The sequence below is a fragment of the Flavobacterium cyclinae genome (assembly GCF_021172145.1).
Taxonomy (GTDB): Bacteria; Bacteroidota; Bacteroidia; order Flavobacteriales; family Flavobacteriaceae; genus Flavobacterium; species Flavobacterium cyclinae.
In genome coordinates this window covers 2,630,242-2,644,548 of sequence record NZ_CP089095.1, presented here as the reverse complement: position 1 = coordinate 2,644,548, position 14,307 = coordinate 2,630,242, and the positions used below count along the sequence as shown (strand labels likewise).

14 protein-coding genes and 1 tRNA gene are annotated in these 14,307 nt (G+C 30.3%); 11 read left to right on the top strand and 4 right to left on the bottom strand.

What is annotated here, in order from left to right; translation table 11 throughout:
- Position 1: 1 nt before the first annotated feature.
- Complete coding sequence (locus LOS86_RS12145) at positions 2 to 391, top strand: tetratricopeptide repeat protein (protein ID WP_231842344.1); 390 nt, start codon at positions 2 to 4, stop codon at positions 389 to 391.
- Between the two features lie 59 nt (positions 392 to 450).
- On the opposite strand, the gene gldA is transcribed toward LOS86_RS12145, so the two are convergent.
- Entirely contained in the window at positions 451 to 1,353 is a 903-nt protein-coding gene (gldA, locus tag LOS86_RS12140) for a gliding motility-associated ABC transporter ATP-binding subunit GldA (protein ID WP_231842343.1), read from the bottom strand.
- A 264-nt stretch (positions 1,354 to 1,617) separates the two neighbouring features.
- On the opposite strand from gldA, the gene LOS86_RS12135 reads away from it, so the two are divergent.
- From LOS86_RS12135 to aroA, 8 genes are all read left to right on the top strand, one after another.
- Positions 1,618 to 2,445, top strand: a complete 828-nt coding sequence (locus LOS86_RS12135; RefSeq protein WP_231842342.1) for a prephenate dehydratase — start codon at positions 1,618 to 1,620, stop codon at positions 2,443 to 2,445.
- Positions 2,446 to 2,608: 163 nt separating this feature from the next.
- Entirely contained in the window at positions 2,609 to 3,691 is a 1,083-nt protein-coding gene (locus LOS86_RS12130) for a bifunctional 3-deoxy-7-phosphoheptulonate synthase/chorismate mutase type II (protein WP_231842341.1), read from the top strand.
- A 78-nt stretch (positions 3,692 to 3,769) separates the two neighbouring features.
- Positions 3,770 to 4,291, top strand: a complete 522-nt coding sequence (locus LOS86_RS12125; protein ID WP_231842340.1) for a hypothetical protein — start codon at positions 3,770 to 3,772, stop codon at positions 4,289 to 4,291.
- A gap of 144 nt (positions 4,292 to 4,435) precedes the next feature.
- Positions 4,436 to 5,413 carry a ribosome small subunit-dependent GTPase A gene (gene rsgA / locus LOS86_RS12120; RefSeq protein WP_231842339.1) on the top strand — a complete coding sequence of 326 codons (978 nt, stop codon included), beginning with the start codon at positions 4,436 to 4,438 and terminating at the stop codon, positions 5,411 to 5,413.
- 24 nt (positions 5,414 to 5,437) lie between these two features.
- Entirely contained in the window at positions 5,438 to 5,890 is a 453-nt protein-coding gene (gene dtd, locus LOS86_RS12115) for a D-aminoacyl-tRNA deacylase (RefSeq protein ID WP_231842338.1), read from the top strand.
- Positions 5,890 to 6,093: a hypothetical protein gene (locus tag LOS86_RS12110; protein ID WP_231842337.1), complete on the top strand. Its 204-nt coding sequence runs from the start codon at positions 5,890 to 5,892 to the stop codon at positions 6,091 to 6,093. The genes dtd and LOS86_RS12110 overlap by 1 nt, the downstream gene beginning before the upstream one ends.
- Complete coding sequence (locus LOS86_RS12105; protein ID WP_231842336.1) at positions 6,090 to 6,416, top strand: nucleotide pyrophosphohydrolase; 327 nt, start codon at positions 6,090 to 6,092, stop codon at positions 6,414 to 6,416. Before LOS86_RS12110 ends, LOS86_RS12105 begins: the two co-directional genes overlap by 4 nt.
- Before the next feature lie 28 nt (positions 6,417 to 6,444).
- Positions 6,445 to 7,695, top strand: a complete 1,251-nt coding sequence (gene aroA / locus LOS86_RS12100) for a 3-phosphoshikimate 1-carboxyvinyltransferase (RefSeq protein ID WP_231842335.1) — start codon at positions 6,445 to 6,447, stop codon at positions 7,693 to 7,695.
- Positions 7,696 to 7,703: 8 nt separating this feature from the next.
- Here the strand turns inward: aroA and LOS86_RS12095 are convergent.
- The 3 genes from LOS86_RS12095 to LOS86_RS12085 form a co-directional block, all read right to left on the bottom strand.
- Positions 7,704 to 7,777 (bottom strand) — tRNA-Pro (locus LOS86_RS12095).
- 22 nt (positions 7,778 to 7,799) lie between these two features.
- A complete protein-coding gene (locus LOS86_RS12090) occupies positions 7,800 to 8,546 on the bottom strand; it encodes a LytR/AlgR family response regulator transcription factor (protein WP_231842334.1) in 747 nt (248 codons plus the stop codon).
- Complete coding sequence (locus tag LOS86_RS12085; RefSeq protein ID WP_231842333.1) at positions 8,543 to 11,401, bottom strand: sensor histidine kinase; 2,859 nt, start codon at positions 11,399 to 11,401, stop codon at positions 8,543 to 8,545. Before LOS86_RS12085 ends, LOS86_RS12090 begins: the two co-directional genes overlap by 4 nt.
- 196 nt (positions 11,402 to 11,597) lie before the next feature.
- On the opposite strand from LOS86_RS12085, the gene LOS86_RS12080 reads away from it, so the two are divergent.
- Positions 11,598 to 12,965: a T9SS type A sorting domain-containing protein gene (locus LOS86_RS12080; RefSeq protein ID WP_231842332.1), complete on the top strand. Its 1,368-nt coding sequence runs from the start codon at positions 11,598 to 11,600 to the stop codon at positions 12,963 to 12,965.
- 280 nt (positions 12,966 to 13,245) lie between these two features.
- Positions 13,246 to 14,295 (top strand): tRNA preQ1(34) S-adenosylmethionine ribosyltransferase-isomerase QueA, encoded by a 1,050-nt coding sequence (gene queA, locus LOS86_RS12075; protein ID WP_231842331.1) that lies wholly within the window; start codon positions 13,246 to 13,248, stop codon positions 14,293 to 14,295.
- Positions 14,296 to 14,307: the final 12 nt, after the last annotated feature.

The following is a 14,307-nucleotide window of genomic DNA, read 5'->3' as shown; positions in this document are numbered from 1 at the left end:
TATGAAAAATTATATATTTACTTTCGTAATAGTACTCGTGGCTCAAATTGGATTTGCGGGTGAATTGGACTCTATTTTAAATAAAGCTAGAGCATTTTCAAATAAAAAGGAATACACCGAGGCAATAGCAGTGTATGAAAATTATATTAAAGTGTCTAAAGGTGAAAACCTTAAAGAAGTGTACATAGAATTAGCAAATTGCTACTTCTATTTAGGAAAAAAACAAGAAGCTGTAAATAATATTAAAACGGCTATAGTTAAGCATGGTTTTACAGAAGAGGATTTTATTTACAATTCTGTTTTAAATGAAAAATTATCATCTTATGCACTTTCTGTATTATATGATGATTATTTCAAACTAAGAAAAAAATATTTGGCAAATTTAAATTAATTGAAATAGCCAATATTTTTTTAAATCTCCTTACAAAAATTATTTGTAAGGAGATTTTTTTATTTTTTAGCAGTTTTTTCTCTGAATATTTGCTCTAGATTTTTACTTTTCAACACAATTTGTAATGTTCGTAATTGATTTTCTTGAGCAAAATCAAAAAGAAGAGGGCGCATATCAGTGGTTGAATTAAAAGTTAATTCCCAAACTAAATCATGAGAATTTTTAGCACTTTTTAAATTGGGTAGTGTAGTAAAAATACTTTCTTCAACTTTTTTGTCAAATTCAACTTCAATAATTTGTTCTGCTTCTTCTGAAACTAGATTGTTTAGATTTTTATCTGTTACAATTTTTCCTTTGTTGATAATAATAATTCGGTCACAAATAGCTTCTACTTCTTGCATAATGTGCGTCGATAGAAAAACCGTTTTGTCTTTTCCAATGTTTTTAATCAAATCACGAATTTCTACTAATTGATTTGGATCTAAACCTGTAGTCGGTTCGTCTAAAATCATTACATCAGGATTGTGTAATAAAGCCGTTGCTAATCCTACACGTTGACGATAACCTTTAGATAATTCTCCGATTTTCTTGTGACTTTCAGGTGTTAATCCTGTTAAAGCAATAACTTCATCAATTCTTGATTTCGCCACTTTATGTAAATCGGCATTGAAAGCCAAATATTCTCTCACATATAAATCCAAATACAACGGATTGTGTTCGGGTAAATATCCAACGGATTTTTGAACTTCTTTTTGTGCAGAAGTTACATCATGTTCGTTTACAATAGCAGTTCCGCTATCAGCTGTTAAATAAGTAGTCAAAATTTTCATTAAAGTGGACTTTCCGGCACCATTTGGACCTAAAAAACCTACGATTTCTCCTTTTTTAACAGAAAAACTAACGTTATCTAACGCCTTTTGGTCTCCGTAATTTTTTGAAATATTTTGAACTTCTATCGACATACCTTGTAAATTTTAGCAAAAGTAACTTTTTTTAAAAGAACTCAAATTTATTTAAAAAAGTATTTCGTTTTCATTTTTTTATTACTTTAGCAAAATCAAAATAATCAATAGCACATGTTGACAAACAACATCTTTTTTATAACAATTCTTTTTATTTCTTCTGGAGACAGTATAGGGATTGTTGTGCTATGATTTAAATCAGAGAAATTTATTTTATAAACATACAATCCCGATGCAAATCGGGATTTTTTTTTGCTCAAAATTATGGGAATTAAAATCGCAATTCAAGGAATTCAAGGGTCGTTTCATCACCAAGTAGCATATGGCTATTTTGGTGAAGCAATTAGTTTGGATGAATGTAATTCGTTTAGCGATGTTGTAAAAAGTTTAAAAACAAATCAATCGGATAAAGCTATCATGGCGATTGAAAATTCAATTGCTGGCGCTATTTTACCTAATTATGCTCTTATTGATTCAAATGATTTACATATTATTGGCGAACATTTTTTAGACATTCATATGAATTTAATGGTGTTGCCAGGACAAACCATTGATGCTATTAAAGAAGTGCATTCGCATCCAATCGCCTTGTTGCAATGTGCGAATTTCTTTAGTCAATATCCGCATATTAAATTGGTCGAAAGTTCCGATACCGCAATTACTGCTAAACGAATTCAGGAAAATCAGTTAAAAGGGATTGGAGCTTTAGCAGGACCCGTAGCTTCTGAAATTTACAATTTAGAAATCATAGCTGATGGAATTCACACTGTAAAAAGTAATAAAACGCGTTTTGTGGTTTTAAAAGCAAGTAATAAAGAAATTGCGAAAGAACTAATTAATAAAGCATCGATAAAATTTGAATTAGATGATACACCGGGTTCCTTGGCAACGGTTTTAAATGTATTGAATAATTGTAAATTGAATCTAACTAAAATTCAATCGCTTCCGATTATTGAAACACCATTTACGTATGCTTTTTTTGTAGATGTAGTTTTTGAAAAATACAAACATTTTGAAAAAGCGAAAAAAGTTATGGAAATCATGACGACGCATTTTAAAGTATTGGGCGAATATGAAAGAAGTAAACAATAAGAAGATAGATTTTCAAAAACGTCAATTCAAGTGTTTTTTGTGGAGTTAAGCGAAACAAAAAATGTATCGAGAATCGTTTTTGAAAAATCGTATCATTAAAAACTAATTATAGTCAACAAGTTAATTTAAGAATAAATAGTAATTTTACAGTGAAATAAAGGTTATGGAAAATAAAAAAGAATTACGCACTTGGTTAGATGATTTTCAATTGAATCATCCATTGGTAATTGCAGGACCTTGTAGCGCAGAAACCGAAGAACAAGTTTTAAAAATAGCACACGAATTGAAGAATTCTGATGTTTCTATTTTCCGTGCAGGAATTTGGAAACCTCGAACACGCCCAGGCGGATTTGAAGGTGTAGGTGAAATCGGTTTGAAATGGTTACAAAAAGCCAAAGCAGAAACGGGTTTGTTAATGGCAACGGAAGTCGCTACGGCAGCTCATGTAAAATTAGCATTGGAACACGATATTGATGTGCTGTGGATAGGTGCTAGAACTACTGTAAATCCATTTGCCGTTCAAGAAATTGCAGATGCTTTGCAAGGAACCGATAAAATCGTTTTATTAAAAAATCCAGTAAATCCCGATTTGTCTTTATGGATTGGAGGTTTAGAGCGTTTATATAATGCAAACATCAAAAAGTTAGGTGTAATTCACAGAGGATTTTCTACTTACGAAAAAACCAAATATCGTAATAATCCTGAGTGGCAAATTGCTATTGATTTACAAAATCGTTTTCCAGATTTGCCTTTGATTTGCGATCCTTCACACATTACAGGAAGACGTGATATGATTCAAGAAGTTTCGCAACAAGCCTTAGATTTGAATTATGACGGATTAATTATTGAAACGCATATTGATCCAGATAACGCTTGGAGTGATGCTGCACAACAAGTAACTCCAGCTACATTAAAACAAATGTTTGTCGATTTACGTGTGAGAAAAGTCACAGATGATGAAAGCGAGTACAATCAAAAAATGGCAAAACTCCGCATGCAAATTGATGAATTTGACGGAAAGCTGTTAGAAATTTTAGGGAACCGAATGAAAGTTGCTGATAAAATTGGTTTATTAAAGAAAGAGAAAAACGTTGCGATTTTACAAAATAAGCGCTGGAATGAAATCTTAGGAAAAATGATTTTAGAAGGTGAAGAAAAAGGTTTGAGTAATGAATTTGTAATGTTATTGTTTAAAGCAATTCATCAAGAAAGTATCAATCATCAAGAAAAAGTGATTAACAAATAAAGAAAAAAACACACAAAAATATTTTTGTGTTAAATCTTTTTATATTTTCGCATCATACAAATTTAAAAAACAAAACGAATGAAAAAATTTTTAGTATTAGCTCTTTTCTTTGTTGGAATGGCTATTAACGCTCAAGCAGACAAAATTTACAAACACAATGGTGAAGTTGTAGAAGGTAAAGTAGTAAAATTAGAAGAGTATACAATTATCTTCAAATATGATGGAGAAGATGCTGAAAATACAATCAGTAAATATGCAATTGAAAAAATTGTTTATGGAAAATCAGGAAGAGTTGAAGAAGTAACAGAAAAAATCGTTATCAATGGTGAAGCTGATTGGGAAAAAGTTGTAATTTTAGAAGATAAAGCTTACATCTCAGGATTAAAGAAAGTTGATGAGTTAAGAGGTAAAACAGGTTTAATTAACTTCCATACTGGAAATACAGGAGATAAAAAAGCAGAGAAAAAATTAAAAATGGAAGCAGCTAAAATGGGTTGTCCTTTCATTTTACAAACAGCTGATAAAACAACTGTAGGAGCAAATTCTAATGCTTTAGGAGGTTCTCAAGCTATTAAAAAAGGAGTTGGATACAAATACTAATATTTCCTTTTAAAAATATTTTAAGGCTACTTTTAAGTAGCCTTTTTTATTTATAGTTTTTAACAAGAAACACTATCTTTGTTGAAAATAATTATTAGTTATCCTGAGCTACTCGAAGGACTAACTTCTAACTTCTAACTTTACATGACAGGAATTGTTTATAAATCAACCGGAAGTTGGTACACCATTAAAACTGAAAATGGTGATTTCTTAGAATGCCGTATAAAAGGTAAATTTAGAATGAAGGGTATTAAAAGTACCAATCCAATTGCTGTAGGAGATATTGTTGACTATGATATTGAAAACACCACCGATGAAACGACAGGAGTAATCACTAATATTCATGATAGAAAAAATTACATTGTAAGAAAATCTGTTAATTTATCGCATCAATTGCATATTATTGCAGCTAATATTGATGTGGTGTTTTTATTGGTTACAATAAACAATCCTCCAACTACTACGAGTTTCATTGATCGATTTTTAGTTACATCAGAAGCTTACGGAATAGAAGCCGTTATTGTTTTTAATAAAATTGACACTTTTGATGATGCTACATTAGATGAGCAATTGTATTTACAGCATGTTTATTCTTCTATAGGGTATAAATGTTTACGTGTTTCAGCAAAAGATGAAAAAGGGATTGAAGAATTAAAAATGCTAATGAAAGATAAAGTTTCTATGTTCTCGGGTCATTCAGGTGTTGGAAAATCAACTTTAGTAAATACTTTAGAGCCTTCTTTGAACTTAAAAACCAAACAAATTTCCGAATCTCATTCGCAAGGTAAACACACTACAACTTTTGCAGAAATGTTCGATTTATCTTTTGGAGCTAAAATTATTGATACACCAGGAATTCGTGGATTTGGTATTGTAGATATGGATCAGCAGGAAATTGGGGATTATTTTCCTGAATTTTTTGCTTTAAAAGATCAATGTAAATTTAATAATTGTTTACATAAAGATGAACCGCATTGTGCAATAAAAAAAGCATTAGAGAATGACGAAATATCTTGGTCGCGTTATAAAAGCTATACCCAAATTCTAGAAGGAGATGAGGAACAGTATCGTGCTGATATTTATGATGCTGAGAGAAGAGCAAGTGATGAAACGAGAAAGTAAAAAGTAAAAAGAAACAAGTAAAAAGTGAAAGCAGTTATTCAAAGAGTTTCCCAATCGTCCGTTACCATTCATCAAAAAGTTGTTGCGCAAATTTCAGAGGGTTTATTAGTTTTAATTGGTATTGAAGATGCCGACAATCAAGAAGATATAAATTGGTTAACTTCAAAAATAGCCAATTTAAGGATTTTTGGGGATGAAAATAGTATTATGAATTTATCGTTAAAAGATATAAATGGTGAAATCATAGTGGTAAGTCAGTTTACTTTGCATGCCTTAACAAAAAAAGGAAATCGTCCAAGTTATATCAAAGCGTCTAAACCTGAAATTGCAATTCCTTTATATGAGTCTTTTATAAAACAAATGGAATCAGAATTAGGAAAAAAAGTACAAACAGGTGAGTTTGGAGCAGATATGAAAGTATCATTAGTAAATGATGGTCCGGTTACTATTTTAATTGATACAAAGAATAAAGAGTAATGAAACAAAAAATTATAACTTTTATCGTTGCAATTTTTATAAATGGTGGCTTATATGCAGGTATAACCTACTTTATGGATACAAACTTAAATAAAAAACAATTATTGTTTAACTTCTTGTTTTTTGGTGTTTTAATGGCAATATTTCAAGTGTTTATATTTCCTGGAATCAAGAAGGATAAAAATAAAAATAACAAATTATGAACCTTAAAAACGCCCAACAACAAGTAGATAATTGGATTAACGAGCACGGTGTTCGTTATTTCAATGAACTAACTAATATGGCCCAACTTACCGAGGAAGTAGGTGAGGTAGCTCGAATTATAGCTCGAAGATATGGCGAACAATCCGAAAAAGAATCAGATAAAAACAAAGACCTTGGTGAAGAATTAGCCGATGTTGTTTTTGTAGTTTTATGTTTAGCCAATCAAACGGGAGTTGATTTACAAGCGGCTTTCGACAAGAAAATGGATTTAAAAACAAAACGCGATCACGATCGTCATCATAATAATGAGAAACTTAAGTAGTTCACAGTTTTCAGTAATAATTAAAAACATGAATTTACTTTTAAAATACTCGAAACTCGAAACTCGAAACTCGAAACTCCAAATCACTGGTAGCAAATCAGAGACCAATAGACTGTTGTTGTTAAAGGCTTTATATCCAAATCTAATTTTAGAAAACACATCCAATTCCGACGATTCCGAAGTGATGTTAAAAGCATTGCAAAACTCGCAACTCGCAACTCGCAACTCGCAACTTGTGGACGTTCATCATGCTGGAACTGCTATGCGTTTTCTAACTGCTTTTTTTGCGATTCAAGAAGGGAAAGAAGTATTGCTAACAGGTTCTTCACGTATGAAAGAACGTCCAATTAAAATTTTAGTGGAAGCATTACAGCAATTAGGAGCCGAGATTAGTTATGAAGAAAATGAAGGTTTTCCACCCATTCGAATTAAAGGGAAAAAGTTAATTCATAATAAAGTTTCACTACCAGCTAATGTGAGTAGCCAATATATTTCAGCTTTGTTGTTAATTGCTCCAAGATTAGAGAATGGTTTAGAATTAACATTGGAAGGAGAAATCACTTCTATTCCCTATATTAAAATGACATTAGCACTATTGAATGAAATAGGAGTGAAGACAACATTTCAAGGAAATAAAATAATAGTTAATTCACTCCCAACTTCTAACTCCCAACTTCTAACTGTAGAGTCCGATTGGTCATCTGCTTCCTATTGGTATTCCATTATAGCCTTGTCTGAAGTTGGAGCCCAAATTACACTTTCAAGTTACAAAGTAAATAGTTTGCAAGGTGATTGTGCTTTGATTGAAATTTATAAAGATTTTGGTGTAGAAACTATTTTTAATAATGATAATTCAATATCAATCTCAAAAGTCAACTTCAAAAATCAAAAATCGTTAATCTTCAATCTTCAATCTTCACCTGACATTGCGCAAACTATTGCAGTAACTTGCTTTGGTTTAGGAATTGGATGTGATTTATATGGCTTACACACTTTAAAAATTAAAGAGACAGATAGACTTGAAGCGCTCAAAGCAGAGTTGATTAAATTAGGTGCAGAAATTTTAGTAACTAACGAATCGTTGCATTTGAAACCTTCAACTTCAATCAACGAAAATATTGCTATAAAAACCTATCAAGACCATAGAATGGCAATGGCTTTTGCACCATTTGCACTTCGTGTTCCAATTACGATTGAAGAAGCTGAAGTAGTTTCTAAATCCTATCCTGATTTTTGGGAGGATTTGAAAAAAATTGGATTTAAAATGGAAGAAATTTAAAATGAAAGTCGGGATGACTGGATTCGAACCAGCGACCCCTAGCACCCCATGCTAGTACGCTACCAGGCTGCGCTACATCCCGAATAGCGCAAATGTATAAATTTTTATCGTTTTACAATTTGAATTTGGTCTAAAATGGTTTGTACTTTATCAGACGAAATAGGTAATTGTAAACCATTTTTTAAAACTAAATTGCCTCCATCTGATTTATTGTAGGCTACAACAAAATTAACGTTAACAATATACGATTTGTGAATACGAACAAAATTTGGATTACTACATAAAATATCTTCAAAATTTTTCAAATTTCTACTCACCACATGTTTTACATCATTTGTACATTTAATTTCTGAATAAGCGCCTTCACCTTTAATAAAAACAATGTTATCAGTCTCTAAAAACAAAATGCTATTTCCACTTGGAACTGCAATGCGTTCTAAAACATCTTGTTTCATAGTTTCTTTTAAAAGCGAATAATTTTGCTCGTTTGATTTTTGTTTTTCAATACGAGAAATCGCATTGGATAATTCTTCGGGATTAATAGGTTTTAGTAAATAATCTACTGCCGAAAATTTAAAAGCTTGTAACGCATATTCATGATAAGCAGTTGTGAAAATAATCTTGAATTTTACTTCATTTTCATCGAAAAAATCTAATAATTCCAAGCCACTATGACCCGGCATTTCAATATCTAACAATACCAAATCAGGTTGATGTTTGCGAATTGCCTTAACTCCTTCTGGAAGATTTTCGCATTCAGCAACCACTTCTACATTTTTACAATATTCGTCAACTAGAAGTGATAAGTTTAAGCGCGCTCTTTTTTCATCGTCAATAATTATAGCTCTCATATAATGTTTATCGGTATTATTATTTCTACTAATGTTCCAGTAGGTTGGTTTTGTTGATTTTGTTTGTCAATTATTTTTAAAGAAATGTTTTTATGATTGTATTCATTCAACAAGTCTATACGGTTTTGTAGTGCTTCTGTAGCAAATGACTGATGGTTTTTATTTTTTATCTGATTCAATTCGTTGCTTTTTTGACGACCAATGCCATTATCATCTATGCTGATTAGTAGTTCATTATTTTGTGTTTCAAACAATATGATAACTTTTTTATCGCCTTGTTTGTGAAGCAATCCATGTTTTACAGCATTTTCTACATAAGGTTGTAATAACATCGTAGGAATTTTGATGCTTTCTTGGTCAATATTTTTCCCAACTTGAATTTCGTAACTAAAATCTTCATCAAAACGGCCTTTTTCAATGTCTAAATAGAGTTGAAGCGTTTTCACTTCTTCTGAAATTGAAATAAAATCTTTTTCTGTCATTTCTAGAATCGTTCGCGTTAGGTTTGAAAATTTCGACAAGTAATCAATAGCCAAACGTTTTTCATTCGATAAAATAAACGATTGTAATGTATTTAAAGCATTGTAAAAGAAATGCGGATTCATTTGCGATTTGATGGCTTTCAATTTCGATTTGTTTACATTTTTTTCCAAGTTGATCTTGTCTAAAACCAATTGATTTCGCTTCTCGATTTTTTTAATATTGATGCGATAAAGCCAGTATATTAATACTAAGAGAATTGCAGAAAATCCAAATATAAAAGGGAATTGCAACCAAAAAGGGCGATTGATTGTAAAATGAATTTTTGTAGTGTTTTTAAAATCGGAATTTAGTACAAATTCAATAGTATAACTTCCGTGATTTAATGAATTTAATACTATTTCCGGATTTAAAATATCGGCTTTTTGCCATTGCGATTCGTTAATTCGATACAATAATTCGTGCTCTTCAAAAGGAGTTGGTGATAAAAAGCGATAATCAATATGAATGTTGTTTTCGTTATATGATAAATCATTAAGTTTTAATTTGTCAATAATTTTATCGTTTACTTTTATGTCTTTGATAACAAAAGTTGGATTGGAGCGATTGTAAACTTCTTGTTTTTTGAGGATTAAACCTCTATTGGTTGAAATGTAATAGTTGTTGTTTTTTAGAATGATATCACTTACTTCAATATTGCTATTGATATGAATAATTTGCTTAAGTTTTTTGGTGCGCAAATCGAACTCAAAAATGTATTTGTTAGTAATAATAAAAAGAAGTCTGTCTTTAATAATTGTTTTTTCTACATTTTCTTTTTGGATAATCGTAGGAAAATTAATTTCTGAAATGATGTTTTTATTAATTTGATATACATTCAAATCACCATTACATGCATAAATAATACCTTTTTCATATGAAAGTTTGGTGATATTTAATGAAGTGTTTTTATACTTTAATTCGGAAAGTAAACCATTTTGACCAATATAAAACAAACCATTGTTTGTGGCAAAATAAATTGTTTTATTAATACTGTCAAAAGCTGTTGATTTTCCTTTAGCATTTATAATAATGTTGTTGTAATTGAGGTTTTTTAATTCGATAAAAGCCTTGTAAACCAAATCCCAATCACTTTTGCTATTTTCATTCGTTTTAATTAAACCTGAAGAACTACTGGCAGCAAACGCAATATATTTATGATCGACAGCGCAAACACTTTTAACAGCAATGGGTAATTCTTTGGTTAGTTTTAGTTCCGAATTTAAAACACCAAACTTGGAAGAAGTAAAATACAATTGATTTGAAAGTTTATCATGAAAAACTTGTCCCATTTGATGGTTGTCTTTTCCAGTAAAAATGGTTTTAAACTGATTTTTTTCTAAAGCGAGAATTTTATCATTTTTGGTTCCTACAATCAATTGTTCATTTTTAAAGCACAATGAAGTTAAACTTTCTTTAGAGCTTATAAGTTGGGTGTCGAAATTTTCAATATAAAACAAACCTTCGGTTAGAGTAGAAATCCAATAGTTGTTGTTTTTGGTTTTGTAGATGTAGGAAATATTTGTTCCATCAAAAAAATTTCGTTTTGTTCCTAAAACACAATCCATTTCTATAATTCCAGTCGTAGTACAAAGCCAATTTTTATTATTACACCAACTCAAATTTTGAACAATTGTATTTTCTAGATTTAGTTCTTTTCTAATAAATTGATTGTTAGAAAATAGATAACAATAATTTGAAAATTTAGAACCAATAAGTAACCCATCTTTTGTTTTTTCAACTAGTATGGAATTAAAGTTTTCTGAAAAGTCTTTTGGTAAATCAATTTTTTGCTGAATGCGATCATTATGAATAACAATTAATTGATTTTCAAAAACATATGTAGTGTTGTCACTAAAAAAAATGTATTTATTATCCTCTGTATTAAGTTCAATCTCTTTAATAAGTGAAAGTGTTTTTAAATCATAAACATCAACGGTGTTTTTGTTAATGATATACAATTGGTTTTGAATAATTCCGTATTTAAAATAACCAATAGATTTGTTTTGATTCAATTTTTTCAATTGATTTTTCTCAACATAATACAAATAACCATCAAAGTTTTCGTACCAAATTCTTCCAAAAGCATCTTGTTTTATACAAGAACCTGCTTTTGAGGTCATGCCATCTTGACTAAAATATTGAAAAGTATAACCATTAAATTGACACAAACCTTTATCGGTTGCAAACCACATAAAATTGTCTTTATCTTCAAAAATGTCGTAAACACTATTGGTTAACAATCCTTGTGATTTGTCTATAGTATTAAAATAGGGATTTTGCCCAAAAGTAATTTGGGTCAAAAAAAGTACTACTATACTATATAAATGTTTCAATTTAGAAATTTATCCAAATGTAAAAATACAATTAAATATGATATCATTCAGTTAATGAAATTCCGCTTTCAGTTAATGAAAAAGCAATTGATGCAAGGTTTGTGTTTTCGTAAACTCAAAAAGGGGTTTGGTTAACTCGCGTAATTTACAAGGATGAAGGCAACTAATTTTACACCGTAATTCAAAAACTATAATTATGAAAACAAAATTATTTTCTTTTTTATTTGTACTTATTAATAGTATATCTTTTGCTCAAATTAATGTAACAGAAAGTTTTGAGTCTGGTTCGGTTCCTTCAGGATGGACAACAAGCAATTTTGGTATTACTAATAATGGAGCGGTATCATGTGATGGTACTTATTCTTTGAGTGTAAATTTAACACAATTAGGAAATGGTGGAGTTCAAACGGGCAATTTTGTAACACAAAATTACACTTCAAATGGTGATCCAATTAGTTTTTCTGCTGGATACAATAAAAATAATAGTTCTGCAGGATTTTCAGGAAATATAAAATTATATTATGCTGTTAATAATAGTGCAACTTTTGTTCAATTTGCTTCTTCAACAAGTTTTCCGGTAATCTGTTTTAACGATACAGGAAAAATAACTGGAAATATTGCTTCGGGAGTTATTCCTTCTGGTAGTCTAGTTAGATTTAAAGTTGAAGTAAATCATAGTACTAATTATGCTTATGTTAATGTAGATGATTTAGAAATTACTCAAAATGGATCAACTGTAAATCAGACAACAACAGAATATACTTTTGACAATACATATAATAATACGGTAGGAACAAACCCGTTTTCATCAAGTAATACAAATTTTGTTGCGGACAGACATGGGAATTCAACAGGAGCAATTCAAGTAATAGGCGCTCAATCAACAGCAACTATACCTTCTACATTATTGCCTACGGGTGCTGGTGCAAGAACAATTTCATTGTGGTATAAAACAAATTCAAATAGTGGCTATCCAGGTGTTTTTGCTTATGGGGCAGCAGCAAACTCACAAACTTTTGGCATGTATATAAATCCATCTGGTGGTCCTGTATTTCAAGGATATGCAAATGATACTGATTTTGGAGGAAGTTATGCAGTAGATACATGGCAACACGTTGTAATTTCTTATGATGGAGGTGTAGTAAAAATGTACAAGAATGGAGTATATATTTCAAGTGCAAATAAAAGTTTAAATACTGCACTTTCTACATTTAAATTAGGAAATAGCTCAGTAGGTATGACTTTCGATGATTTAAAAATATACAATTTTGTTCTTTCTGATACTGATGTAACAAGTTTATACACTAACAATACCTTATCATCTTCAGATTTCAATCAAAACAATTTAAAAGTGGCGATGTATCCAAATCCGGTTAATGATGTTTTAAATATTGAAATTGAAAACGAAATCAAATCGGTAGAAATTTACAATATTCAAGGGCAAAAAGTGTTGCAATCTTCTTATAAACAAATTGAAACGAATTCATTAAATTCAGGAATTTATATGGTTAGAGTAGAAGATGTAAATGGAGCTGTTGCAACTCAAAAATTAATCAAAAAATAATGAAAGCTATTCAAAAATATAAACTTGAAATTACACTTTTTCTATTGTATTCATTCTTGTTTTATATGGGATATTTAATTCTAAAATAGAATTTAATTGATTTTAAAATAGTAGTTTGTTAAATAAATCCATTGGGGTTGTTAGGTAAAATGAGGTTTCATAAAAATAAATCTCATTTTACTTGACAACCCCTATTTTCAGATTGTATATTTGCAAACTTGTTTTTAAAGTTTAGATTCATTTTTAAACTTTTAAACCTTAAACTTTTAAACTAAAAAAAATGAAATTATCTCATTTCAATTTCAATTTACCTGAAGAATTATTAGCGGAATTTCCAACCGAAAACAGAGATGAGTCTCGTTTAATGGTAGTTAATAGAAAAACCGGAACTATTGAGCACAAATTATTCAAAGACGTTATCGATTATTTTGATGATGGCGATGTAATGGTTTTGAATAACACCAAAGTTTTTCCAGCTCGTTTATACGGAAATAAAGAAAAAACAGGTGCGCGTATCGAAGTTTTCTTATTAAGAGAATTAAATGCAGAACAACGTTTGTGGGATGTTTTAGTAGATCCTGCTCGTAAAATTCGTATTGGGAATAAATTATATTTTGGCGATGATGATTCATTAGTGGCTGAAGTGATTGATAACACTACTTCGCGTGGAAGAACATTACGTTTCCTATATGATGGTTCATATGAAGAATTTAGAGAAAAATTAGTAGAACTTGGTGAAACGCCAATTCCTAAATACATCAATCGTGAAGTAACTCCAGAAGATGCGGAACGTTACCAAACGATTTATGCAAAAGAAGAAGGTGCAGTTGCAGCTCCAACAGCTGGATTACACTTTTCTAAACATTTATTAAAGCGTTTAGAAATTAAAGGAATTAATTTTGCAGAAGTTACACTTCATGTTGGTTTAGGGACATTTAATCCAGTTGAGGTAGAAGATTTATCAAAACACAAAATGGATTCTGAAGAAATGATTATTTCTCAAGAAGCTTGTGATATTGTTAATACTGCAAAAGCAAATAAGAAAAAAATCTGTTGTGTAGGAACTACTTCTATGCGTGCTATGGAAAGTTCAGTATCATCACAAAAAACATTAAATCCTTACACAGGTTGGACTAACAAATTTATTTATCCACCTTACGATTTTAGTATTGCAGATTGTATGATTACTAATTTTCATACACCAAAATCTACTTTGTTAATGATGATATCTGCTTTTTGTGGTCATGATTTAATGATGAAAGCATATAAAGAAGCAGTTCAGGAAAAATATCGCTTTTATTCTTACGGAGATGCGATGTTAATCATATAATTTCTCAATCCC